The following is a 26148-nucleotide window of genomic DNA, read 5'->3' on the forward strand; positions in this document are numbered from 1 at the left end:
ATCTCCCCATAATAAAACTCAATTTATTTTCATCCTAAAGATGGTGTCAACACAAACAAGATGTGATTCACTTTATCACTCTTATTCAAGAAGCGATGCTTCACGTTCGGCGGGATACGCACAACATCACCTTCTTCTAAAAAGTATTCTTTTCCTTCTAATTCCACATACACTTCTCCTTTCATAACAACAGCAATTTCTTCCTTCTCTTCATGTGAATAGTGACTTTCTGTTGTATTTGCTTTTTTATTTAAATCCATCATTAACATTTCAATACGTGCTTTCATGAAATCCGGTGTTAACACATCATATACGATGTGATCGCTATTTTCCCTATATACTTTCTTTCGATCTTTCTTCTTAGAAATGAGTGAATCTGTATCAATATCGTTAATAAACAGTGTAAATAGTGGTACATTTAATGCTTTCGCTATTAATTCCAAAACACTTAAAGAAGGATTGGCATGTCCTCTTTCAATTTGACTAATTAGTGACGTACTAATCCCTGCATAATCAGCAAATTCACGAATTGTCATATTATTTTTCTTACGATAACTTAAAACAGTTTGTCCAAGTCGATAGTGAATCAAAATAACTACTCCCTTTCGTCCATCATAATGTATGTTTCATTCCCGTTGTGCTGACATAATAAACAAAGTCAAATAATACTTCCTTTCATCTTCTAGCCCTTATATACTTACCTTTGTACATTATATCGTAAATATTACATTATAATAAACAAACTATCGGAGGGACAGACTTTGAAATCATCTACTCTTTCATATTTCATCTTATTTTTTGGCGTATTCGCCTTATCAACTTCAGCAATTTTTGTAAAATTGGCCGCTGCTCCTGCAGTAATCATTGCTTTTTACCGCTTATTATTTGCAGCAATCATTCTACTACCATTTCTAATATGTAATAAAAATAATCGAAACGAGCTGAAAACATTAACGAAAAAACAGTGGAGATTCGGTTTCATATCTGGGCTATTTTTAGCTGCACATTATGTATTATGGTTTGAATCATTACGATATACTTCTGTAGCAAGCTCTACAGTTATCGTAACGTTACAACCTTTATTCTCAATGATTGGTGGTTATTTTTTATTCAAGGAGAGGTTTACGAAAGGAGCGGTTCTTGGTTGTTTCATCGCTATTTCAGGAAGTATCGTCATTGGATGGCAAGATTTCCAAATAAGTGGAGAAGCTTTATACGGAGATATTTTAGCGTTTATTGCAGCCGGAATAATTACTGCTTATTTTTTCATTAGCCAACACGTTCGTAAAGATTTATCACTTATTCCGTATTCAGTAATTAGTTATGGAAGTAGCGCCTGCTTTCTCGGTATATTTGCTTACATGCAGCAAGAATCTTTCTTCCATTACTCTACACAAACATGGTTGTCCTTCATAGGATTAGCTTTCATTGCAACGATTTTAGGACAAACGATATTCAATTGGTTATTAAAATGGATGAGTACTACTGTAATTTCAATGAGTATTTTAGGAGAAACAATTGGAACATGTATTCTAGCTTATTTTATTTTAAATGAAACAATTTCATTACAACAATCACTAGGAATCTCACTCATTTTTATTGGATTAGCCTTATTTTTATTACAACCGAAACTACCAAATCACAAATAACAATCCAAAAAGCATGACATTGATTTGTCATGCTTTTAACAATTAATTATGTACAAGTAAACCATCCGGTCTAAAACGACTCATCATAATTTCATTAATAAACTTTCCGTGAGCCTTTAAATTCCCTACCTTTATCCCCTCTTCTACAAATCCGAATTTTTCATATAGTGCTTTTGCTTTCGGATTTGTTTCTAAAACACCAAGTTCTACTCTCTCTAACATTAACCAATTATCTGCTAAATCAAGCATCTTTGTAAGAAGAGCTTTCCCTACACCTTTATTATGATATTTGCTATCTACCCCGATAAACAAATCAGCCGAATGAGATCTTCGTCCCGGACTTTGGGTTAAGCCAATAAAACCTACAACTTTTCCATCATACTCTGCAACGAATTCAAATTGATTTGGTGCTAAGTTTCGAATTCTATTTTCCATAGCGTCCACACGCATGCTAGGTAAAAAAACCATATAAGGTAAAACGTCATCTTGTACACATATATGATGAATCGCTCTAGCATCTTGTATTTCTACTGCTCTAATGTTAATCTCCATTTTCATTCCCTCCATATAGACCTACATTCTTATAACTCATATTAAATCTCTTCTCATTCGTATTTCTTTATGTTATTTTTATATAATTATATTTATATATCATCCAACTAACTAACTTTCCTTAATTGTTGGTTTGTTTAATTATTTACTCGATTATACAATGCCAGCAAATCTTCTATTGGAATACCATTTATTTTCATACCGTTTACATCACAATTTTCTATTTCCATATTTTTAAGATTACTATTACTTATCATGCTACGTTCCAAATCACATCTATTAAATGAAATAGGAGCCTTCTCTTTCCCAAGGTTTGTATCTTTAAATTGAACTCCACCTAAAGTCACCAAACTAAATTTACTGCCAGAAAGATTTAAATCTGCATATGAAGAACTTCTAAAATTAATATTTCTAAACTTGGATTGACTTACATTACAATTGCTCATATTCATATTCATTACATTGCTACCAACAAATACACTATTTTTTAAATTCACTTGATAATACTCTGTATTTTCCAAGTTACAATTTTCGTATTGGCCATTTTCCATATCTTCATTTTTAACTACACTTTCTTTGTTTGAGCTCGTCTCTATTCTTTTCACGTAACAATACTCATCTTCCGATTCAAAAATTGTTTGGTAGCCCATCTTTGTATAAAAGTGGTGATTATTAATTTGTCTACTCGATGTTTCGAGATCCCAAATCCTTACACTTATAAATTGATCTTCTATTAATTTTATAACTTGTGATCCTATTCCTCTTCCTTGGTATTTAGGATCTACAAAAATACGATCGATTCTGCCGTAAGATTTACCAGAGATCGTAATTATAATTCCTCCGATTATTTCTTTATCCATTATCACTTTGAAAGAATCCAATTCTTCAATCGAATATTTCATCATTTCAACGGAAGAATATCCTGGTGGTTGAATGTTATAATCAATGACATCATCTTGACCACATAACCATTGTTTTACTTCTTCATCAAAAGTTCTTTTCATTATTTCCGTTAACTCTTCTGCGTCTAAAATTGTAGCTTTTTCTATAGATATTATCGTCATTTTTGTTTTCCCCTTTATGCTTACAAACCAATAACTTTTGTTTTTAATATTTTCCCCATTATTACATAAGGAACATCATCTTTACTTGGATAAAATGGATCCAATATATTTACCCAATCTAATCTTTCATATAACGAACGTGCCTTTACATTGCTTATTTGTGTTGTTAATACACTCGTTCTATTTGAAATACCGTTTAATAATCTATTATGTAATTTCGTTCCAAGACCTTCCTTTTGATATTTTGGGTGAACTGCTAACTCTACAAATTCAAAACAATCTTGTAACCATTCCTCTACTTTCTCTATATGTAATGCTTCTCTCATTAATTGATTATAGTACTGTCCTTCTAATGAGCAATAACCATACGTAAAACCAACTATTTCATTTTCATCATTTATTGCTACTATCCCTTTAAAATCTTCATATTCTATATGTCTTTTCACTCGCTCGATCATTTCATTGAAATTTGTTTTCTCAAATGCTTTACAATATAAATTTGCTATATTATGAATTAGGATCTCATCTTTTTCAATGCTTACGAATTCCACTTTACTTCCCCTTATTAAAATATTTAAAAACAAAGAAAATTAACACTAATCACTCTCTTTACTATTAAACTACAAATCACCCTATATTTTCCACAATTACTTAGTATTAATGAATAATAGAAGAGACCATGCAATATAAACATGATCTCTTCTATTATTCATTTTCAATTGTATATAATTAAAAATTGGTTGTTATTTCAGCCACTCATTGCAAGTATGACTTAATTCCTGCAAACCTTCTATAAATCGACTCGCATGATATCCATCACAAACCGAATGATGAACTTGCAATGAAACTGGTAGCATAACCTTATTTTCTTCATTAAAATATTTCCCACAAGTTATAATTGGTACTAGAAAATCAGCATCATTATTAATATTAAGATTAAATCCAGTAAAACTAGTCCAAGGTATGCTAGAAATCGGAAATACATTCGGCGGAATATTTTCTTTCGTGAAAAGACCATGAACATTAGCATAGCATCTCATATCTTCTTCATAGTTTTTATAGAAAATATGGAAATCACTATAATAATCCGTCCATATACTCGAAAAAGATTTATCATCTTTATGAAAAACTGTATAGCTGGGTATCATTTCCTCCCAATAGCCTAAAACTCCTTCATCATTAAAACATGTTCGAAATTCTTTATGTTTATTTATTATTCTCGAAATTATATAAATAAAAGTCGGATAAAATTTAATTCCCTTTTGACGTACTTTCTCTGTCAAAAGTGTAATATCAACATTTGCTGTCATACTAAACGTACATTTTAATTTTAAATAATGTTCAAAATACTGCTCTCTATTCCAATTTTCTCTATCAATTACATGAAACTTCATTTTAATAGCCTCCTAAAATTTTCTTTTTATTTTAGAAGGCTAATTTCCTTGCTTTCACCATAATTGTTCACTCCTAACCGTTTACATTTCAACCTAATTGTTTATTTAATTATATAACATCTATAAGAATCAATTCACATATTTCTGGAAATCCATCCACATACTATACATACATCAAATGAAATTTGGAGGATTCATACATGAATAACAAAAATGTAAATAAAAAAGAAACTGTTACCGAAAATGCTACACCAATTCAAAATAATAACACTGTAAATCTTACTATCGAAGAACAAGCAATGAACGGCTTATATGGAATGCCAGAAACCGATATTGAAGATACTGATCATGCTGCAACTGATGATTTGACTTCAAAAAATTAATTACATTGAAAAAAGCCAAGGAAAGTATCCTTGGCTTTTTCAACTATGCATCCACTTTTGGGATTTCTTCATTCTTTCTTGAAAGTTTTCCTGGCCAAAAAGCAAAGCGGCCTAAAACAACTGTAATTGCCGGTACAAGTAATGGTCTTACAATAAATGTATCTAGTAATACACCGATTGCTGTTACAATACCAAATTGTACTAAAACTTGAATTGGTAACGTACCTAACACCGCAAAAGTTCCTGCTAAAATTAAACCTGCCGATGTAATGACACTACCTGTTTGTATAACACCATTTTTTACTGCATCCAAATGATTTTGTGTCTTTCTGTTTTTCCATATTTCTGAAACCATAAAGATATTATAATCTTCACCTAAAGCAACTAAAAATACAAATGCGTATAACGGTATTGCACCCTGAATAGCCGGTGCTCCCATACCGAAATGAAGTAATATCCATCCTGCTCCTAATGCCGAGAAGAATGATAAAACGACCGTTACAATTAAATAAATCATCGCAACAATTGATCGTAAGTAAACAAGTAACAATAAAGCTATAATACTAATCATTACTGGAATAATAACTGCTTCATCACGTTCTGTAATTTGCTTTGTATCATATAATGAAGCCGTTTCTCCACCAATCCATAGTCGATCTTCAGCATTACTAATCTCTGCATCTTTTAATACTTTTTCTACACTGTTTTTCAATTTAGGGATTTGATCTAACGCTTCAATTGAGTATGGATTTTCAGCTAAAGACACCTCGTACATTTTAATTTGCTTATTTTCTTTACCCTCTTTTGGATCTTTCACTGTTTTTACGAAAGAAAATTTCTCTAATTCCTGTTTAATAGGAAGCTCTTTTCCTTTCGTATCAACAACAACTTTTACTGGTGCTAGTTCTCCAGCTGAAAAATGATCACTAATTAACGTAAACCCTTCGCGTGAAGGCATATCTTTTGGAAACGATTCTAATAAGTCATACGTGTATTGAATACGTGGTACAAATGAAGCCAATCCACCTAATATAAATACAGTGAGCATAATTATTGTCCACGGTCTTCGTACTACAACATCTCCAAGTTTTTCACTAAAGATACCTTTTGATTTTTTAACTTTTACTATCTTCTTTTTCTTTCTTGCAAATTCCTCATTCATTGAAGCTGTTCTTGGGATAAATGGGAAGAATGCCGCTCTACCGAAAATTAATAAAAACGCAGGTAAAATTGTTAAAGCAGCGATTCCCATAATGAATACAGCAACACTAAATGGTATTGCAAATCGATGAAAGGCTCCATAATGAGCAAGTAATAATGTTCCTAATCCAAGTACGACAGTTAATGCACTCATTATTATTGCTCCGCCAGATGCTTTAATCGCAAGTTGCAATGCTTTGTATTTACTTTCTTCTTCTAACAAGTACTCCCGATATCTCGAAATTAAAAATAGACAATAATCCGTTCCAGCGCCAAACAGTAATACTGTCATAATTGATATCGCCTGGGCATCTACTTTAATCCATCCATGATCGGCTAAAAAACCAAGTGTAGGACTAATAATACCGTATGCAAAGCCAACAACAAGTAAAGGTAAAATTGCTAAAACCGGTGAACGGTACAATAAAATTAATAACACTAATACGAGTAATACGGTAGCAACTAATAATTTCACATCTGCTTGACTAAATAAACTAACTGCATCCGTTTGAATCCCTACCGGTCCAGATAAGCGAACATGTAAACCGGAGTCGTTTATTTTTTGTTTAAATGGATCTTCATCCACCTTACTATTCACTATTTTTCTTAAATCTTCAAGATTTCCTTTTAATATATCCGTCCCAGCAGATTTATTAAAGAATACCGGCGTAACAAAAGATGTACCATCTTTTGATGCGCTTTTTGATAATACTTGTTCCGGTATTGTATCAAATGGTGGTAACATTGATTGTTCTTTTAAAGGATTAGTCTTTAACTCTTTATAAACATCCTGTATGAGCTTATAGTCCTTTGACTGTAGTCCACCATCTCTATGCCATACTACTAATAACGGATTCCCTGCATTATTCGGAAATTCTTTTTTCATTAATGCTTCAGCTTGCTGCGACATAGCAGTTTCAGGTAAATTTTTCGGATTCGGTTCTTTCGTATTATTTACTTGTGGTAACGTAAATGAAAGTAATAATGTAATAAGGACCCAAACCGATAAAGTTATCCATTGCGTATTTTTCCCTGCTACAAGTCTCCCTAACATATGTAACGGGTGCTTTTTCATAAAAAACCCACCTTCCTTTTTTCCTCCATTATTAATTATATATACTGGTCGGTTAATTAATCAAGAATGAATAAAAATTTGTGTTATAATTATCTTAACAATACATGTCAGGAGCGAATGAATTTGGAACAAAAACAACGTCCTCTTGGAAGGCCTCGTCAAAATAAAAATACAAAATCTACAAAAGAACTAATTTTAGAAGTTGCAACTCGATTATTTCTTACTCAAAATTATCAAGTAGTTTCCATGGATGAGGTCGCGAAGGAATGCGGTGTTACGAAAGCAACCGTCTACTATTATTATTCAACAAAAGCCGATTTATTTACCGCTACTATGATTCAAATGATGGTGCGTATACGAGAAAATATGTCTCAAATACTCTCTACAAATAAGACTTTAGAAGAAAGATTATTGGACTTCGCTAAAGTCTATTTACATGCAACGATGGATATTGATATGAAGAATTTCATGAAAGATGCAAAACTATCGTTATCTGAAGAGCAATTGAAAGAATTAAAAGAGGCTGAAGACAGCATGTATGAAGTATTAGAAAAAGCAATCGATAATGCAATGCAAATTGGAGAAATCCCGAAAAGAAACGCCAAATTTGCCGCTCATGCTTTCGTATCTTTATTATCAATCGGGAATTTTAAAGATGAAAATCACAATCCTATTCTTCCAAATATAGATGAATTAGCACAAGAAATCGTATCTTTTTATTGGAACGGGTTAAATCATTAATATTAAATAAATTTCCTTTAATAAACGAGCACGCTTGAAATAATTTCAAACATGCTCGTTTATTATTTATTAAGATTGTAAATGCATGTAATAATTAGATTGTTTTTTAGCATCTTTTCATATGTTTTGTCATTCCAATCGAGAATGCTTCAAATCCGATAGCTTCATAGTAAGGTTGCAATTTTTCTACACACATAAGTTGTGGAATAACCTTATGTTGTTCACAGTGCTGGATTAATCGTTTCACTATTTCTTTTCCGATGCCACTAGACTGATATTTTGGCAATACACCAACTCCACAAATAATGCCTGTTATGACTCCATCTGATATGACACGCCCCATCCCTACTAACTTCTTATCATCAAAAACATAAATTGCATACCAACTTTGTTTACACATTCGTTCTAACTCGTTAACCGTTAATTTAAGAGAATTCCATCCTAAAGATTCATATAACGCTAATAATCCATTGAAGTCTGTTGGGTGTTCAATTGTGTAGCTTATACTATTATTCATGTGAATACTCCTTATTCTCTCGTTTGTTTGTATTTCGTAAAATTACCCTTAATATGAAATGAACTTAAACAAACTTCCATAAGAACAATATAATTCCTTCTCAACATATAATAAAAAGAAGTTAACCTCACCACAGTTAACTTCTTTTATATAAAACTACCATTATATTATCAACCAAAAATCATACAGCTACATACGATAAGAACGAACAAAACTAATAAACTATTTGAGAAATAACCCATAAAATACTACCCCTTTATTAAATTATGTAATAGATTTTATCATAAAATGATTTACAACATAATAACTGAAAAAGACATTATATTCATTAGTTATATACGTTTAGTAATATTTTATTTTCGATCATATTCTCCTTTCCTAAAACAACTACTCAAACACATCCACTTCAGTCCACATAAATTCAAAAACGACAAATTAGTAAATGAAAATTTACCATATTAAATTAAATTAATTGATTTATAGTTAAATTAGTAATAAAATAATGACTAAATCCATAAAGGAAGAGAAAACAATGTCCCATAAAAAATTATTAAACGAATACATGAATTTATTATTAAACATGTCAGGTACTTTTAAATTACTATCGGAGAAATCCTCTGAATTTACACATTTGGAGCAACATGTAGTGGAGTATATCGCTCAACAAAAGGTGCCTGTAAATTTAAAAATGATTGCTAGTTATTTAAACATCCCTAAGCAACAATTAAGTGTGACAGTACGTAACTTAGAATTAAACGGATATATTGTAAAAAAACAAGATACTATAGACAAAAGAGCTATATTAATTTCTCTGACAGAAAAAGCTGAAAAGGTACACTATGAGAGGTGGAAACAAATTTATAATAATTTCACAGTTAATCTCGATAAATTATCTGAAGAAGAGCAACGAGATTTAACTTATGGACTATATAAAACAAATAGAATGCTTTCAAAAATGTTAAATAACGACTAAATATATTGTTTATTATTAAACGGAGGATGTTTCATGGTTAAAGAATTAGATTTACAATCCGTACAAGGTACGATGCTTATTCCGCTCTGGGGGCGAGCATATGGTAGTGAGAAAAACAAGGATATTTTAGATGATACAGAAGCTATTCGGATTATTAAAGAATGTGATTTTAACTTTTCAACAATAGCAAATACCTTTGGTGAATACGGATGTATCACATACATTACCCGGGCACGAAAAATAGACGATACGATAAAAAGATTTATAACAAAACATCCGAATGCTACTATTGTCAATATCGGTTCTGGACTAGACACTACTTTTTCAAGAATTGATAATGGTACAATACACTGGTATAACCTTGATTTACCCAACGCAATCTCTTTTCGAAAAACGTTAATTGAAGATACACCGAGAAATATTAGCATTTCTAAATCCTTTTTTGATACTTCTTGGTTTGACGATATAAAATATGATCCGAACGATGGTATTCTTTTTATATCAGCAGGTGTGTTTTATTACTTTAAAGAAGAAGATTTAAAAGAAATCATAGTCGCTATGTCAAACCGGTTTCCTGGAGGAGAATTATATTTTGATGCTGAATCAAAATTCGCATTGAAGCTTTCGAATTCTACTGTAAAAAAATCTGGTAATAACGGTGCTATGATGTATTTTTACGTAAACAATCCAAAGATAATAGAAAAATGGTCATCTAACATAAAAGTGTTAAATTGTTCCCCGTTCTTTAAAGATATACCTACAAATAAAGATTGGGATGGAAGCACACGTATAATGATAAAAATTGTAAACTTAATAAAAATGTTGAAATTTGTTCATTTGCGGTTCGAAAAATAATAAATAAAGTAGACCTTAATAAATTTTAATTTAGGGCATAGATGTTAAACTTAATAAAATCAAAGGCAGGACATATTTGATATGTACAAAATGTTCCTGCCTTTTTATTATGGGGATCGGTTCATCACCATCTAGCTAAGAATTTGAAATATGTCAAAATCAAAAGTTTCATCACACTACAATTTCCTATGAGAATCCAGTGCATGATTGAAGAAAAACAAGCTAAATAAAAAATCACAATAAGCTGCCCATACGGACAGCTTATTTAGTCGGGTAAGCGGGGGGCATCGCTGCCCCCAACTCCCCTCAGAACCGTACGTGACAGTTTCCCATCATACGGCTCAAGCCTTCTTTTTATCCGATTTCAGTCCCTTTAGTATAGGCAAGGTAAGTGAACTAATTTTAAGTTTAAATTAGACAATATGAGGTGTTGCGGAACAGGCATGTCTTTTACGACTACCTTTTCCCCGTTTTGTAGTGGAGTTTTGCAGATAGCGCAGCGGTAACCTTGTTTTCTAGCCAGCTTCATTCTATCCATCGTGTTTTCCGTATCAAATACCTTACGGTCTCTTTTTTCCCAGTATTCTTTCAATGTTGGGTCATCAGGACTATTTTTGAATTTCACCATGTTGTGTCTCTCAATCTTAATCCATGACATATGTAAGAGTTGGATATTTGTTTTCGGGCAGGTTGGTGTCCAAGCATTTCCACCATGATGTGGATGCCTGTAATATCTTGCATATATCCATTTCCACGACTTCTTTGGATGGAGCTGTCGAAGATGTTTGCCGATTCTCCAATAGATATAGCTATCCATTGTACCAAAGATTTTCTTAGAAACGACATGTTTCCAGTATTGCCCGTATCCTCTGATAATAGGATTAAGCACTCGGATGATTTCTCCGATGGGTTGACCCCTCATGACACGTAAAGTATCTCCAATTTTCTTCTTCGCTTTCTGTCTACTGCCCTTACTTGGTTTGATGAACAGTTTATTCCCCTGTTCAGTTTGGTACTGCCGAATCAAGAATCCTAGGAACTCAAATCCTTCCTCAATATGTGTAACCTTCGTCTTTTCAGGGCTTAATTCCAATCCCCTGTCCTTTAAGTAGGGACGAAGTCTCATATATACAGAGAGTGCTTGTTCTTTTGTCTCCGTTAAGACCACAAAATCATCTGCGTAACGGATAAGGGTAAATTTGCAAGCAGGATTCATAATATAACTATCATTAGCTTTATAGTTTTTCTTGTAAGTAATTCCCAAGGTTTCTTCCATTCCATGAAGGGCAATGTTAGCGAGAAGTGGCGAGATAATTCCTCCTTGCGGAGTACCTTCTTGCGTTTCCGCGAAAAAGCTTTGCTCCATGTATCCCATCTTGAGCCATCGCTTCAATAGTTTTCTTCCTGGGAAGTAAGAAGTTTGTTTGAGTATCCACTCATGGTTGAGATGATCAAAACAGCCCTGAAAATCTCCTTCAAATATCCATTTCTTCTTTGTGCCCCCGTTGATTCTATTGAAAATGCTTCGTATGGCATCATGGGTACTTCGCTTAGGACGAAACCCGTAAGAAATAGCTTCAAATCTGGCTTCCCACTGTGGTTCAAGGGCATTTCGCACTATATTTTGATATACCCTATCCTTTATAGTTGGGATGCCCAACGGTCGCAATTTTCCGTTTTTCTTCACAATGTATATACGTTTTGCTGGTTTTGGTCGGTGTTGTAGCGTATTTAACTTTTTGAGTTGCTCATAGAGAAGATTTCTTTCTCTGCGACTCAAGGCTGTATGTTCATCAACACCTGCTGTTCGCTTTCCTTTATTCTGCTGTGTTACTCGTCTAATTGATAACAGTAAGTTTGCTTCGCTTCTCATGAGTAAGCGTTGAAGTTTTCTTACCTTTCTTTGTTGCTGTAACTGTTCGGCACGGTAAATTCTTTGTCGTAACTTCGTCACATACATCTGAACTGCTTTCCAGTTTGTATACGAGACGTGCGCCGACGCTCGTTCTGAGGTGTTCATAACTGCACGCTCCTATTCGTCAGAAGATAACTTACAAATGTATTTCCATGTTGAAGACCTATAAGAAGTGGGCTCCCTTTCAGGCTTGTCATGGGTTTGTCCGTAAGGACGACAATATCCGCTCAGTTATACATATTTCTATGCTTTCCTGTTTCCTTTCGGCTAGCGGCTTTTGCTTTCTCTTATATCCTTTACCCTCTGCCACATCGTTTGACTTTACAGTCATCCTACTGCTTGCGCAGATGACATAGGGCTTACCAAGTTTCACATTCCACAGATACGACAGGGTTAGGTGGACTCTTTACTCCGGATAAGTTGCGGGATGCAACGCGGCAGTATTATGAGAATGCCTTTCCTCTTATCAAGACCTGGGTAGAGCTGTACATTATCCCAAGCTAACGATTACGAAGCTTACGAGCCTTCACTCTCGTTCACCGTACCTGTCTTCTCCTAGCGGTATTCCGAGTCATGTACAGACTCTCTGTTTCCACATTTCCTCATGCAACCCACGAGCCCGTTACCAAGTCCGCAGTTTCGGATGGAGATAGACTTTGCATCTAATCTAGTAGCAGAAGCTACCCTGTGGGAATGCGACTTCTTGTCGCACCATAATTATCGTTATTGGAAGCTAATTTTTAATATTGCAGCAATCCCTTGCTCATTTTTGGATAACGAATAATTAATATTAATAAATCTCCGTTTCATTAAACAATTTACTTTATATATTCCAATAGTCACTATTTATATCACTGTTATATTTATATTCAATTTTTTCCTTTCCACACTTTTCACACTTATAAAAACTAGCTGTACCGATCTGTCCCGTTTTAAAATTTTCACTATCTTGAGTTTTAATAAAGTTATATATATGAATACATTTAGGTTCTTTTACCTTATTTATCAATTCCCTTAACATAAAGTAATCACTCTCCTTTAAAGAATATTCCTCGTGGATTTCTACATTTATAAAATTCTACGAAATATTTTCAATCAATGACTACGTTATGCCTTAGCGTACAAAATTCGTGAGATGTTGGTGCTCCCTCTTCTATGCTTAACTTGCATACTTTGCAAATTTCTTATCTATGAAATGAGCAATGATAAAGATAGCGGGAATAAACAGTAATTTGAGCAGGGAAATGTGTGTTATACCTGTTTTTTGGATATAAACATTAAGGAAAATTGCTATCAGTACCAGAGTGAACGCCCATTCCTTCAGAAATATTCTTCTTATAGAACCCTTTTTCATACATACACCTCCCTCTTCTCAATTATATCATTTAGATAATACACATATAAAAAAGTTTTCTTGTATATCCTATACATGCTTGGTTAACATACCGTCTCATTATCGGTAGCAAAAAAAAGGTGGAACCCTACTCTCACAAGGGGGCCTCCTTTTTTTGTTTTATGGATCTATGCATTTTTTTATACATTCCTATCCTGGCTCGGTTTTAGGGTTCTTGTTTGTTACTGAATTAACCAAAAAGCTGTATAAAATTCCGTATGCTCTTAGCGTGAGGATTTTCCAAAATGCTAGCGATTCCCCTATCGTTCCAAAAACTCAATAATCGTTTCACATACTTTATCCGTCTCCTCTATATCTGGGAAATGCGCACTATTTTCAAATATAACAAGTTTACTATTTTTCAATTGTCTCGTTATTCTATTACTCATTCCTACACCCGTGTTATAGTCATGCGCCCCGACTATGACACACGTATCAATTTCTAAATCTTTAATGCGCCCAATAAGCGGTAAAGGTGATTTTGTTTCAAAAATAACTTTACTCATCTTCCCTGTATTACTTAACTTACTTTCCTTCCAAAGACTGCGATTTAACTTTGCAAATTCTTCATTTTTAAACAATAATCGATCTATAGTTACTGTATCAACTATACTCCAAACTTGATTGTATTTTTCTTTTAACGCAATTTCCGACTTACTTATTTTCGATATTTGTTCTTTCATTTCTCCTTTCGTTATTTGTAGAAAACCTTCTATCTGCACCGTATACATATCATTAAAATCATCTAATAATGGTGCTTGTAATACCATTTTTTCAATGTTTTTCGGATATTTCAAAGCATACTCTAAACAAAGTTGTCCACCAAAAGAATATCCTAACAAATTTACTTTCTCTACATTTAATTGCTTTCTTAATTCCTCTAAATCTTCAACTAGAGTATTGATTGAGTACTCACCATCATCTTGTGGTGCCTCACTTCGTCCACATCCTCTTTGTTCATAATAAACAACAGTCCTATTTCCTTCTAACCTCAACCCAAGTGTTCTTTCGAATACATAATGATTACCACCTGGACCACCATGTACAATAATAAGAGGAACTGTATTATGAGCTCTCCCTGCAACTTTACACCAATGCAAAATCCCATTGATTTTCAAATAGTGTACACCATCTTGCAACATAAACTGGATCATTTATTTCTCTCTCTCCTTATCGCTCACTTATTACTATCTAAATGTATAAGTTCTGACCATTAACACTTTTTCCCTTTATATTCTTTAGACACTATCCTCATTTATATGGATATCTTTTTTATTCGAAAATAGATTTTTAAAAATTCCTACCCCGACAATTAATAGACCTATGCCAACTAATTTATTTATTTGTAATGGAATGCTCTCCATTCCAAATAATCCGAATGAATCAATGCATAAGGCAACGACCAATTGAGTAATAAGGCTAATTAGCACCGTATACGCTGGACCTAAACTCTTTATTGCACCCATTATACAAATAATTAATCCAATGCCAAACAATCCACTTACGTAAAATAAATAATTTGTAGTATAAAATTTAATGCTAATACTGTTCTCTGTAATGATATAAAATAAAACCGAACTTATGAGACCTACTCCAAGAACACATGCAGTTGTTAACCACTGTCCCACATTTTCATTCACTTTTGCATTAAACACAGATTGTAAGCTAATTAATACTCCAGCAAATATAGCTAAACTAAATCCAATCATAATCTTTCTCTCCCTTTTATTACTCATATATATTATCTTTCGCGACTTCCTTCATTCTAGAAATTTCTTTAATTACAATAACTCCATTACTCTTTTCAATTAATTTTTCATTATAAAATTTTTGTAACACACGAATTACGTGTCTATAGCTTACTCCTATAAAATCTGCGATACTTGATACCGAAGTTGCATCCAAATCCTCTTTATACATATTTCCATTACTATCAGTAGAAATGGAAAGTAAATAACTAGCTACACGTACTTCTACTGGATAAAGTAAATTAAGAGCTGTAAAACGAGTCGATATCTTTAATGTGTTCGCAATGTTTTCAAGTAGGAAGTTCATAAATATAGGATCCTGTATTAACTTGTTTCTAATTACCGTATTAGAAATGGAGATAGCTATAACATCTGAACAAGCTTCAACGACATTATGTGTCTTACTTTTTTGTATTAATTCAATATCGCCAACAACCGCCAATGGATTAATAAAGCGAAGGATGAGTTTCTTTCCTTCTGGTGTAATCGTGTAAACTTTTACTTTACCTTTAACAACAAAATATAAACGATGAATTTCCTCATCTTTATCACAAATAAGTGTACCTTTTTTAAAATGATTTACTTGAAAATAATCTGTGTCTATTTCCGAAAAAACCTCAAGTATTTTATAAGTTTTCAAATAATGCATAATTAATTCTGATTTATTCTCCACTTTCATTTCCTCCTTTCATTTACATATTAAATACAGCGATACCTATAATCATTACTATTGTTCCCACAATGTGATATCTCTCCATTTGTATCTTTTTTATATGAAACAGTCCTTTCATTTCAATAACAGTTGCTGTTAATAATTGTGCAACCATAAGTGTTCCAGCCGTTAATGTAACTCCCATTGAATATATCGCCATAGTTTCTGCACAAATAATCAAACCACCAAATGCACCGGCTGCTAAATATACTTTTTTCACACCCTTTAAATCCGTTACTTTCTCTTCTTTCTTTACCAAAAATACAGCAGTTGCAATAAGAAACCCAATTAAATGAGTTATAATACTCGTTGACCATATGCCGATATGTGAACTAAGTTTCGCATTAAAGGTTCCTTGAAGTGTTATAAATAAACCAGCAAAAATAGCAAATATAATACCTTTCAAAAAATCATCTCCTCATCTTTTATTTCTGACTTAATTAAAAGCTATAACCTTATAAAGGCAAAAGGACAAATGTCACATCAGTTTGAAAATAACTAGGAATGAACAAGAAAAAGCACACCTCAGAATATTTGAGGTGTGCTTTAATTATTTTATTTATATATAATATTTTATAAATGAAAATTACGCTATAGTAATAGATTTTTTCTTCATAACAAACCTTGTAAATAAGAAACGTACTAACGGTCCCATAATAATTAATTGTAGTGGATACGCCATCATAAAGTTTTTAATAAAAATTGAAAAGTAAATAGAAATAAATGAGTCGCCATGTAGCCCATTATGTAAATACATCATAGCCATACCGAAAAATGACATAAAGAACACCATTCCGATTACCATTGCTGTCGCCATCGCAACAATAATATTTATTTTCTTCGATTTATCAAACGGTAACGCGAATACAATTTTTTTCGCACAAGGTCCAACGATACATATTTCAATTAATAGTGCAATTATAAATCCAATGAGTAGTTCTAATACGATCTCCTTAATATGAATTGGTCCTCCTGCTCCATTCATCAATACATTGTAAAACGTCATTACGATAACCATCCCTAGGCACATCATCATGCCAAATTGGAGGTTTTCCTTTCTTGTTGTTGGCAATTTTCATCATCCCTTCTCTTTGAGTCTTTGTCATTATATCGATATTGGAAACCTCTTCGTAAGTGAACATTTTGTGAACAAATTTAAAACGTTTTCATATATTTTCTTTCCTCTCAACTCGAACTCTCACTTTTATTTATAGAGGTTTTATATATTTCAATGTTGAATTATTAAATTTAACATTGAAATATATAACTACTAGGAGGATAACCATGCATAAAGCAGAATTTTACGCATATCACATCGTTACAAGGAAAAAAATGAGTATTGGACAAATCATTCATTTTGACAAAAATCAAACGAATACCCTATATCGCTTCTTTTTTGAAAGAGAACAATTAAATTCTAACAGTGAAGATTCGATGCAAATTTTAAAAAATCATTATGTAAATGGCGGATTACATATAAAAAATGAAAATGCGAAAGTAGTTATGAGTTATATGGATCAAACAATTAGAGCAGTTAGGGAAACAATTGTAGAAATGGTTAGGCTACAAGAATATCCTGAATACCCATCAAGATTGTCTTGCTTATATGCTGCTAAAAACTATGAAGATGCTTTGAAATGGAAAGCATTATTTGATTCCTATAATCGAGAAGTTTTGCAGATTGTTAAACTACGAGTGACCGGAAATTCTTTTGAAGGTGACGGTAATCTTTTACCAAAAGAAGATGGTATTCCTTTCTCTCAAAAAATTGAACAAGCTAAAGAATATTGGAAAGGAAACGTTGAAAATGAACTTCCTGAGCTATTGATTAATGGAAAAATTGAAGTGATGGAAATTATTGATGATTTTTCATCACTTCAATTTTAATTTCAAAAAGAGTATTGCACTTACTCTCAATACTCTTTTTGTGTAATTTAATGCTATTTGATTAGATTTGTATTTTACAGATTGTTCATTTCATAGCCATTTACAAAAAACGTTATTGTTTCTAGTTCATCTTCATTTAATTCTCTATCTATGTCGCGTATATACGCTTCCTTGATTTTCTCTTCATCGCCTTTATGTATTTCTGTATAAGTTCCTACTGTTTTCAGTAAATGCATTTCTTGTAAAAACTCATCCCGATTTATAGCTGTTCCATGAGAAAGAATATATGTCTCAGCATCAAACTTCTCTAATTCATCTATTAATTTAAACGTTCGTTTCGTCGTATAATTCCACTTCGAAGAAAAAATATCTGCATATATACAGTCTCCTAAAAACAAAATCTTTTCTTCTTTAATATACATAACAACTGAATCATGTGCATGATCTCCGCCAACATGTTTTAACACACATGTCACTTCACCAAGGTCTAATTCAATTTGATTTTGGAACGTTACAGTTGGAGGAATAATTTTAATGTTTCTCGTTTGTTCACTAAACTCTTTTTTGATACAATCCGCACAAAATTCAATTTCAGTACCTTCTTTTACACGTGCGTCCAGCGCATCATCTGTCCATTCATAAGATATTAGTGTCTGCATCTCCTTTTTTGTTTCAGTATGCGCAATAGTTAATGCATCTTGCAATACAGGCAACCCAAAAATATGATCCCAGTGCCAATGCGTTAATGCTACAAAGTCAGGACTTGATACATTCTGTTCTTTTAGCATTTCTAAAAATAATTGTGCATGTGCTTCTGAATTCCCTGCATCAATCATTAAAGTTTTTTCTTTTCCAACGACCATTCCTAATATAGGTCTATCTGTTTCGGAAACAGGTGTCATATACCAAAATGAGTTTCCTATTTTTTTAATTTGCTGCATAACTAATCCCTCCATTTACTACTACTCTCTTCAATTATTATCTGTACCAGCGCATAGCATGAAATAATATATATTGCTTTCTTTAAAACGTAGTAACTTCTACTATCCATTTAAATAAGTATCCCAATCATAGTCTTTAATCTTATAAAATCTACCTCTATCATTTCTTTCATACGCACATAAAGGCGGTTCCCCAATAAATTCTAAAATAGAATCATCCATATTCAATATGACGCCAATTGAAATAATTTGAAAGTTTTTAGGATTATTTACATAGTCATCACTTTCATAGCCACTTAATATTGACCAACCAGAGTCACCCTCTTCTCTTGGATCCTCTTTAAGCATGAAGTTAAATTCTCTTTTGTCAAGTACATCATTACTAACAATTACCTTCGTGTCAAAATAAAAATCCCAATCTTTTGAAGCTGGATCATTATATTCCGTATCACCTATATTTTCAATTCCAAATGAAATTTCATCACCTACTTTTAAATCTAAACGATACGGATTATTGCTCAGTTTCCCTACAAACTTCTTATCATTTCTTTCAGTGATTTCAACCCACATTCTTTCACCATGAAACCCATCTTCTTCTTCATTTTTAGTTACAAAAATTAACTTTACCAAATCTCCGGCCTTTAATTTCTCTAAAACTTCTGCACCGGGAACATAAAATGTATATGGAGATTCTTTATTTAACTCATAAACGTTATCTAAATACCAGGACATTTTTTCACCCTCTTAAAAATAATATCATTTATTTAAAATATTAATTATGTAAGACACCAATTTAATCCTTAGAGGTTTTTTATACTATTATTTCTTCCGACAAACAACCACCATTGAATAACAATCCTCTCCTAACTCATTCCCTTCCCAATCATTATATATGTAGCAACTCGAACCCGTTCAATTCTAACAATCTTTCTAATTCTTGCGGGTACGTATAACGAAAATCAATCGTTGTTTTTAGTTCTTCTACTAGCGTATCACCCTCATAAAACTTTCTTGTTGTTATGTAGTGCTGTATTTGCTGAATTGAATCGTATGTCATCTCAGTATATAAATCACATTTCCTACCCTTTTCATCATTAACTGTTGTCCAATATTCTTCTGTAGATGGTTGTATTAATTCTTCTTTTGAAGGGAAACGTGTATGAAATATGAATATACCATTCTCAGCTACCACATGATGAATAGATGTTAATAATTGATTTTGAAATGCTGGAATCCATGCCCTACCATAAATGCTAGCGAAATGGTATCTTCAATGTTCAATTGTAAGCAGTCTTGTTGTAACCATTTTACCTTCTTACAATCCGTAGTTTTTCTCTTCGCTTCAGCAAGCATTCCTTCATGTATATCTACACCGATCATTTGATATCCGTTTTCTATAAATGGAATTGTAATTCTTCCTGTTCCACAAGCAATATCTAGAATCCATTCATTTTGTATATTTAGTTTTTGTGCCCATGATAGTAAGAACGGAAAATCTGACAAACTTTTATTTTCAATATCATATCGTTTTGGATTTTCGTATTCAGATAAACTCCATTTTGTTTGCATTTATATTCTCCATTTCATTTCAATATATAAATTATAATGAATTTACAGTTTTTTCTCTATAATTAATCATAATAATTTGGACTAATCTGACTTTCCTTCTCGTAAGCTAAAAACAAGGGTATAGAATCGGAGTGTGATACGATGGAACGATTATGGATTCCAATGATTGTTACGTTTTTTTCGTTCGGTGGATTACTATTAGGGGGGGCAGTTGGAGTGGCAACACGCCAGCTAATTGAAGAAAAAATGCATCGTTTATACGCATTATGTGGCGGAATTTTACTTGGGTTATTATCGCTTGAAATTATTCCTGAAACATTTTCAAGCTATGAAATAATTGGGCCTATACTTGGTATAGCTATCGGTATTTTAGTTATGAGCTTATTAGATAACTATTGTCATCATCCAATAATACATAAAAAAAATCAACAAGCATGGCAAACTTTCCTTTTTCTTTCTTTCGCTATATTCATTCACAATATGCCAAGTGGCTTTGCGTTAGGTACAGCTTTTATTAATCATGCTGACTCTGCCATTCCCTTTTTAATGGCAATCGTTATTCACCATATTCCAGAAGGATTAGCTTTAATTATCCCCTTTCTCTTTACAAAGCATAAATATATTTCATTCTTATTAACAACTTTATTACTTTCTCTTATTCTCGGTACAGGTACTATTTTTGGAATTTTGATGGAAGGAAAAGCTCTTCACCTGCAAGGACTTATTATGGGAAGTGCTATCGGTTCTCTTGGCTATGTCACAATTCATGAAATGCTTTGGAAGGCAAAGAAACAGCTCTCTATCCTTTCATTTCTAACGTGGGCAACTAGTGGATTTTTATTAATTTCAGTATTTACTCTATTCACTGGTCATCACTAAGGTGAATTAAATTATCATTTGTATATTTTTCCTTTTTCTCCAAATCATAATGTTATCTACCTATTTATAAGGAGGAACAATTATGTTTGGAAAAACAGCCGGTGAAGCATTAGTTGATCTATTAATTGACTGGGGAGTAGAACACATATACGGAATGCCTGGAGATTCCATCAATTCTATTATTGAAGCTTTAAGAAAAAAACAAGATAAAATTAAATTCATTCAAGTTCGCCATGAAGAAGCTGGCGCATTAGCAGCGGCTGCCTATGCGAAATTAACAGGAAAACTAGGCGTATGTATGGCTATTGCAGGACCAGGTGCAATCCATTTACTCAATGGTTTATATGATGCGAAACTCGATAAAGCCCCTGTGTTAGCAATTTCAGGACAAGTGGAATCTGATTTACTCGGAACCGATTTTTTCCAAGAAGTAAACTTAGAAAGAATGTTTGATGATGTTGCGGTTTATAACCAGCGCATTATGTCTGCAGAACAGTTACCTGCTGTCGTGAATCAAGCAATTCGAATGGCATATACGAAAAAAGGTGTATCGGTTCTTACGATTCCAGATGATGTTCCGAAATTCGAAGTGAAAAATGGTGCTCGTGTTACAAACACTTCTTTTACACTCCCTGAGCTATTTCCGCAAAAAGAAGATTTAGCTGCCGCGAAACTCGCGATAAATGAAGCGATAAAGCCTGTTATTTTAGCTGGAAAAGGTGCAAAACATGCGAGAGAATCTTTACTTGCATTTGCAGAACATATTGGTGCTCCAATCGTACTTACCTTACCAGCTAAAGGAATTATTCCTGATGAACACCCTCTTTGCATCGGTGGGTTAGGGTTAATTGGGACGAAACCTTCTTATGAAGCAATGAAGCATGCGGATACTTTAATTATGGTTGGTACTTCTTATCCGTTTACTGGTTTCTTACCTGAAAAAGCAAAAACAATTCATATCGATACGGACCCTGCACAAATCGGAAAACGTTATGTGACAGATATCGGTTTAGCTGGTGACGCTGATAAAACATTAAAATGGTTAATTGCAAATGTTGAAAAACATGAAGATCATACTTTCTTAGAACACCACCAGGAAATGATGAAAAAGTGGGAAGAAAAATTACACAATCAAGAAGAAGACTCTTCCACTCCAATTAAACCACAGCGAGTTATGCATGCCTTGCAGAAAGTAGCAGAAGATGATGCAATTCTATCAGTCGATGTCGGAAATGTAACAGTATGGACAGCAAGGCACTTCCGTATGACAAACCAACAATTTATTATTTCTAGCTGGCTTGCAACACTTGGCTGCGGTTTACCTGGTGCCCTTGCTGGAAAAATTGCGTTCCCAGATAAACAAGTATTTGCAGTTTGTGGTGACGGTGGTTTTGGAATGACAATGAATGATTTTGTAACAGCTGTTAAATATAAGCTACCAATCGTTGTCGTCGTATTAAACAATAATAAGATTGCAATGATTAAATTCGAACAAGAGGTTATGGGGAATATCGAATTCGGTACAGACTTAACAAATCCTGATTTTGCAAAATACGCGGAAGCTTGTGGGGGTATTGGATACCGTGTTGAAAATTTAGATGAACTACTTCCTGCTTTCGAAAGTGCAGTAAAACAAAACAGACCGTGTATTATTGATGTAGTTGTAGATGTAAATGAAGCACCGATGCCAGCAAAAATCACATTTGGTCAAGCAGCTGGTTATACGAAACATATGATAAAAGAATTATTTGAAGAAGGTAAAATTGATTTACCTCCCCTTTAAACGAAAAAGATAGCTGAAAACAATTTGTCTTCAGCTATCTTTCTTTATTTTTGTACCTCTCTATAAAAAGAAAAATTATTCACATTAGACTGTATTTTCTTTTCTACTTTCACTTCTTTATTTTCCCTCTTCGGCCTTTTCACATTTCCTAGCTTAACTGCATCTTGCATACTATTACTAACATCACGAATGATTTTTTGAGTATTTACATTAATATTACCTACTTAATTAAGTCTGTTTTTTCAAGTGACATATCAGCGATATTTTATATCTATTTCGTATACGTGTTAGCAAGTTCGTTTGCAAACTTGTTAGCGCTTTTTTACAAAAATTGTATAATACTTTAAAAAGTATGAATCCGTTTTAATCAATCTTTTTCAAAATGGATTCATTTTGTCTCTTATCAATATTCATATGTTACAATAGTACCAGTAGTATCAGTAAAACCATTAAAACAATTAGAGCAACCACCACAACCGCCACAGCCGCCACAATTAAAGCAACCGAAGCAACCAAAACAACGGAATCCACCACAACGAAATCCACCACCACCACAACGACCACCACAACCGCCACAACGACCACAACCGCCACAGCGACGAGCAGCATCTTCTATATAGTAATATGGATATTGATTTTGCTGGTCCCAATACACAATATTTCCAGAATGGTAATCATTCAGGCTTAACGCTTGTAGTTCTTGTTGAAAATTATTCATTTTCATAACCTCCGTTTGTTAACTACGACCCCATCGATGCTTTCCTATATTTCTGTTTGTTAAATCTAAGTAAAAATAGCGCTATAAACTAAGTTCAATACGTACACCAACAAAATATGACCTATCACTAGATGATGCACCTTGTTCATATACCTATTTTTAGTTTTTTTACTATGGATTCATTTTTATAAATGGAAATTATAATTTTCCTGGTACACTTGCTGGGAAAATTGCATTTCCGGATAAACAAGGATTTGCAGTTTTACCTCCCCTTTAAAATATAAGAGAAAGGTAGCTGAAAACTTATTATTTTCAGCTACCTTTCTCTATTTTGATACCTCTCTATGAAATGAAAAATCGTTCACGGTAGGCTGCGATGGTTTCTCTATTTTCACTTCTTTATCTTTCTTCTTTGGCATTCTTACGTTTCCTAGTTTTATCGCATCTTGCATACTATTACTAATCAGATTTCCCGACAATATTGTCATACTATAGAAAGCGATTGGTATTAGTACAATCCATGTGTGTGTAGTTAAGTGACGGAAATTTTGGCCAATTAAGCCTGTCCATTCTTTTGTTACACTATCTGGATCTAATCCAAACAATATCGTTCCTCCGAAAAACAACTTAAGTAAACCAAGATGCATAAGAAGTAATAGCACACTTACAAATTGTTGAGCTACTAATAAAAGAAAAGATGGTAACATATGTGGCCATACATGGCGCTTCAGTCTCTGCCATTTACTTCCTCCAAGCACTGTTGCCGCCAACATAAATTCTTCTTTCTTAATACGCTTCACTTCTTGCGCTACGTACAACATAACTGTCGGTACTGCAAGACATGTAAGAACTAAAATTTGAAACGCAACTCGCAAATGAAACGGAGCAGCTGCCTCCCCACTGTCGAACATTAAAACTTCCTTTAATATAAAATAGGAAATCATAATCATCGGTACGATACTAAACGGATCAAAAAAAGATGAGATAACTGGAAATGAGCGTTTACTGTACATACCAAGTAATAAACCGATAGCTCCGCCAATTACTACACGTAAAACGGCGATAACGATACTCGCTCCTACGGTCCATTTTGCCCCTTCTATTATTAATTGAAAAAGATCGCGTCCTTTCACATCAGTTCCAAACCAAAATTTACTAGATGGTGAAAACGGAGCAGCCTCTAATTGTCCCTTTTCGTTATACATCATCGTTAGTTCACGAATATTCCCATCAAAAAACACCGTATTTCCAATACTAACAATCATTAATACACTCAAAAAAGTAACACCTAGCCAAAATCTAACATCTCTTTTTACAACTTGCCACATGTTACACACGCTCCTTTATAACATTTTGCAGCAACGTATGTAATATACGAAATAGTATAAAAAGCGGTACGTATAATATAACTAAACTCACTGTAAATATTTCTAATTTAGAATTTTCTTTTACAAAAACAAACATGCCGTACGTATTAAATAGCCATTCAATAATATATAAATTTGATAACATAAATAAAATATTTGTTTTTGCATAATAGACTGTTGTTAACAAGACATTCCTTGAAATATGGTGCATCAAAATATGTCTTAAACTTAGTCCTTTGCTCTTTGCAAATATACTATAATCTTTCTCTAATTCTTCCCTAAAACGTAATAATAGTAGCTTAATAAATAATAATGTTGTAGGTATAGCAAGGCATATTATTGGTAACATACGTACTTTTTCTTCACCTAATCCTGCATGTTTCACCGGCATAAGTCCTGTTTTTTGAAAGATAATTACTACTAGAAGCTGAGATAGTAAAATTAATAAAATATCTGGAATACTTTCAAGCGCTACAAAAACTCCATTCCATATTCGTTGCTTTGATCGAGAACGTTGTAATACCCACACAACGATAAGATACGCAATGAGTAAAGATAGTATAAATGCGGAAAGAAACACAAACATTGTCTCTACATAATGAATCCATATTTGTGGAAATAACTTTCTTGAATTCCGAAATCCATAAGTAATTTCACCCGGTTGAAGTAACTTCTCTCCAAGAAACACAACTGTATTCCAAAAACCGATTAAATCAATTTGCAATCCCTTAAATAAACGCGGAAGTGCCCCTAAAAAAAGAATACAAATAAATGCGGCAAACAATTGTAAACATGTAACCCCACACCACTTACCAATTCGAATAAACATAACA

27 protein-coding genes and 2 pseudogenes are annotated in these 26148 nt (G+C 33.1%); 8 read left to right on the forward strand and 21 right to left on the reverse strand.

Annotated features, from left to right (window positions below; all coding sequences use genetic code 11):
• Positions 1–29: 29 nt before the first annotated feature.
• Positions 30–623 (reverse strand): helix-turn-helix domain-containing protein, encoded by a 594-nt coding sequence (locus tag EUC40_RS14425; protein WP_341874034.1) that lies wholly within the window; start codon positions 621–623, stop codon positions 30–32.
• 138 nt (positions 624–761) lie between these two features.
• Here EUC40_RS14425 and EUC40_RS14430 point away from each other — a divergent pair, with 138 nt between their 5' ends.
• Positions 762–1649: a DMT family transporter gene (locus EUC40_RS14430; RefSeq protein ID WP_156575779.1), complete on the forward strand. Its 888-nt coding sequence runs from the start codon at positions 762–764 to the stop codon at positions 1647–1649.
• Positions 1650–1691: 42 nt separating this feature from the next.
• On the opposite strand, the gene EUC40_RS14435 is transcribed toward EUC40_RS14430, so the two are convergent.
• From EUC40_RS14435 to catA, 4 genes are all read right to left on the reverse strand, one after another.
• The gene (locus EUC40_RS14435; RefSeq protein WP_000405099.1) at positions 1692–2201 is read right to left on the reverse strand and encodes a GNAT family N-acetyltransferase; all 510 of its coding nucleotides are present in this window, start codon (positions 2199–2201) and stop codon (positions 1692–1694) included.
• A gap of 137 nt (positions 2202–2338) precedes the next feature.
• Positions 2339–3265 carry a GNAT family N-acetyltransferase gene (locus EUC40_RS14440; protein WP_156575780.1) on the reverse strand — a complete coding sequence of 309 codons (927 nt, stop codon included), beginning with the start codon at positions 3263–3265 and terminating at the stop codon, positions 2339–2341.
• 20 nt (positions 3266–3285) lie between these two features.
• A complete protein-coding gene (locus EUC40_RS14445) occupies positions 3286–3816 on the reverse strand; it encodes a GNAT family N-acetyltransferase (RefSeq protein ID WP_156575781.1) in 531 nt (176 codons plus the stop codon).
• A gap of 192 nt (positions 3817–4008) precedes the next feature.
• Entirely contained in the window at positions 4009–4659 is a 651-nt protein-coding gene (catA, locus tag EUC40_RS14450; RefSeq protein WP_071709639.1) for a type A chloramphenicol O-acetyltransferase, read from the reverse strand.
• A gap of 200 nt (positions 4660–4859) precedes the next feature.
• Between catA and EUC40_RS14455 the strand changes: the two genes are divergently transcribed.
• Positions 4860–5042, forward strand: a complete 183-nt coding sequence (locus EUC40_RS14455; protein ID WP_098915716.1) for a DUF4021 domain-containing protein — start codon at positions 4860–4862, stop codon at positions 5040–5042.
• Between the two features lie 43 nt (positions 5043–5085).
• On the opposite strand, the gene EUC40_RS14460 is transcribed toward EUC40_RS14455, so the two are convergent.
• Positions 5086–7317 (reverse strand): MMPL family transporter, encoded by a 2232-nt coding sequence (locus EUC40_RS14460; protein WP_156575782.1) that lies wholly within the window; start codon positions 7315–7317, stop codon positions 5086–5088.
• A gap of 123 nt (positions 7318–7440) precedes the next feature.
• On the opposite strand from EUC40_RS14460, the gene EUC40_RS14465 reads away from it, so the two are divergent.
• Positions 7441–8058, forward strand: coding sequence for a TetR/AcrR family transcriptional regulator (locus tag EUC40_RS14465; RefSeq protein WP_000436010.1), 618 nt, complete (start codon positions 7441–7443; stop codon positions 8056–8058).
• Positions 8059–8164: 106 nt separating this feature from the next.
• Here EUC40_RS14465 and EUC40_RS14470 read toward each other — a convergent pair whose 3' ends face one another.
• Complete coding sequence (locus EUC40_RS14470) at positions 8165–8575, reverse strand: GNAT family N-acetyltransferase (RefSeq protein WP_071709636.1); 411 nt, start codon at positions 8573–8575, stop codon at positions 8165–8167.
• A gap of 532 nt (positions 8576–9107) precedes the next feature.
• On the opposite strand from EUC40_RS14470, the gene EUC40_RS14475 reads away from it, so the two are divergent.
• Both EUC40_RS14475 and EUC40_RS14480 read left to right on the forward strand, forming a co-directional pair.
• Positions 9108–9548, forward strand: a complete 441-nt coding sequence (locus tag EUC40_RS14475; protein ID WP_156575783.1) for a MarR family winged helix-turn-helix transcriptional regulator — start codon at positions 9108–9110, stop codon at positions 9546–9548.
• A 33-nt stretch (positions 9549–9581) separates the two neighbouring features.
• Positions 9582–10403, forward strand: a complete 822-nt coding sequence (locus EUC40_RS14480; RefSeq protein ID WP_156575784.1) for a class I SAM-dependent methyltransferase — start codon at positions 9582–9584, stop codon at positions 10401–10403.
• 373 nt (positions 10404–10776) lie between these two features.
• Here EUC40_RS14480 and ltrA read toward each other — a convergent pair whose 3' ends face one another.
• The 7 genes from ltrA to EUC40_RS14510 form a co-directional block, all read right to left on the reverse strand.
• Entirely contained in the window at positions 10777–12423 is a 1647-nt protein-coding gene (ltrA, locus tag EUC40_RS14485; protein WP_001097732.1) for a group II intron reverse transcriptase/maturase, read from the reverse strand.
• A 718-nt stretch (positions 12424–13141) separates the two neighbouring features.
• A complete protein-coding gene (locus tag EUC40_RS27275) occupies positions 13142–13339 on the reverse strand; it encodes a hypothetical protein (protein ID WP_167520153.1) in 198 nt (65 codons plus the stop codon).
• Positions 13340–13971: 632 nt separating this feature from the next.
• Complete coding sequence (locus tag EUC40_RS14490; protein ID WP_156575785.1) at positions 13972–14865, reverse strand: alpha/beta fold hydrolase; 894 nt, start codon at positions 14863–14865, stop codon at positions 13972–13974.
• Between the two features lie 84 nt (positions 14866–14949).
• Complete coding sequence (locus EUC40_RS14495) at positions 14950–15420, reverse strand: DMT family transporter (protein ID WP_000579000.1); 471 nt, start codon at positions 15418–15420, stop codon at positions 14950–14952.
• 19 nt (positions 15421–15439) lie between these two features.
• On the reverse strand, positions 15440–16132 hold the full coding sequence (locus EUC40_RS14500; RefSeq protein WP_151627580.1) for a Crp/Fnr family transcriptional regulator: 693 nt from the start codon (positions 16130–16132) through the stop codon (positions 15440–15442).
• Positions 16133–16151: 19 nt separating this feature from the next.
• Positions 16152–16577, reverse strand: coding sequence for a DMT family transporter (locus EUC40_RS14505; RefSeq protein ID WP_156575786.1), 426 nt, complete (start codon positions 16575–16577; stop codon positions 16152–16154).
• Positions 16578–16757: 180 nt separating this feature from the next.
• The gene (locus tag EUC40_RS14510) at positions 16758–17243 is read right to left on the reverse strand and encodes a DUF2798 domain-containing protein (RefSeq protein ID WP_098663549.1); all 486 of its coding nucleotides are present in this window, start codon (positions 17241–17243) and stop codon (positions 16758–16760) included.
• Between the two features lie 212 nt (positions 17244–17455).
• On the opposite strand from EUC40_RS14510, the gene EUC40_RS14515 reads away from it, so the two are divergent.
• The gene (locus EUC40_RS14515; RefSeq protein ID WP_156575787.1) at positions 17456–18058 is read left to right on the forward strand and encodes a DUF2441 domain-containing protein; all 603 of its coding nucleotides are present in this window, start codon (positions 17456–17458) and stop codon (positions 18056–18058) included.
• Positions 18059–18132: 74 nt separating this feature from the next.
• Here the strand turns inward: EUC40_RS14515 and EUC40_RS14520 are convergent, their stop codons facing one another.
• The 3 genes and pseudogenes from EUC40_RS14520 to EUC40_RS14530 form a co-directional block, all read right to left on the reverse strand.
• Entirely contained in the window at positions 18133–18999 is an 867-nt protein-coding gene (locus EUC40_RS14520) for an MBL fold metallo-hydrolase (RefSeq protein WP_098663551.1), read from the reverse strand.
• 102 nt (positions 19000–19101) lie between these two features.
• On the reverse strand, positions 19102–19731 hold the full coding sequence (locus EUC40_RS14525) for an immunity protein Imm33 domain-containing protein (protein ID WP_156575788.1): 630 nt from the start codon (positions 19729–19731) through the stop codon (positions 19102–19104).
• An 87-nt stretch (positions 19732–19818) separates the two neighbouring features.
• Positions 19819–20568: pseudogene (locus EUC40_RS14530) on the reverse strand (class I SAM-dependent methyltransferase).
• 141 nt (positions 20569–20709) lie between these two features.
• On the opposite strand from EUC40_RS14530, the gene EUC40_RS14535 reads away from it, so the two are divergent.
• Both EUC40_RS14535 and EUC40_RS14540 read left to right on the forward strand, forming a co-directional pair.
• Positions 20710–21447: a ZIP family metal transporter gene (locus EUC40_RS14535; RefSeq protein WP_156575789.1), complete on the forward strand. Its 738-nt coding sequence runs from the start codon at positions 20710–20712 to the stop codon at positions 21445–21447.
• Between the two features lie 82 nt (positions 21448–21529).
• Positions 21530–23230 carry a pyruvate oxidase gene (locus EUC40_RS14540; RefSeq protein WP_156575790.1) on the forward strand — a complete coding sequence of 567 codons (1701 nt, stop codon included), beginning with the start codon at positions 21530–21532 and terminating at the stop codon, positions 23228–23230.
• Positions 23231–23274: 44 nt separating this feature from the next.
• Here EUC40_RS14540 and EUC40_RS27280 read toward each other — a convergent pair.
• The 4 genes and pseudogenes from EUC40_RS27280 to EUC40_RS14555 form a co-directional block, all read right to left on the reverse strand.
• Positions 23275–23412, reverse strand: a pseudogene (locus EUC40_RS27280) (peptide ABC transporter permease); the annotation flags it as partial.
• Positions 23413–23633: 221 nt separating this feature from the next.
• A complete protein-coding gene (locus EUC40_RS14545) occupies positions 23634–23954 on the reverse strand; it encodes a heterocycloanthracin/sonorensin family bacteriocin (RefSeq protein WP_156575791.1) in 321 nt (106 codons plus the stop codon).
• A 320-nt stretch (positions 23955–24274) separates the two neighbouring features.
• A complete protein-coding gene (locus tag EUC40_RS14550; RefSeq protein ID WP_156575792.1) occupies positions 24275–25276 on the reverse strand; it encodes an ABC transporter permease in 1002 nt (333 codons plus the stop codon).
• A 1-nt stretch (position 25277) separates the two neighbouring features.
• Entirely contained in the window at positions 25278–26144 is an 867-nt protein-coding gene (locus tag EUC40_RS14555) for an ABC transporter permease subunit (RefSeq protein WP_156575793.1), read from the reverse strand.
• Positions 26145–26148 lie beyond the last annotated feature (4 nt).

The organism is Bacillus luti, assembly GCF_009739945.1.
GTDB classification, from domain to species: domain Bacteria; phylum Bacillota; class Bacilli; order Bacillales; family Bacillaceae_G; genus Bacillus_A; species Bacillus_A luti.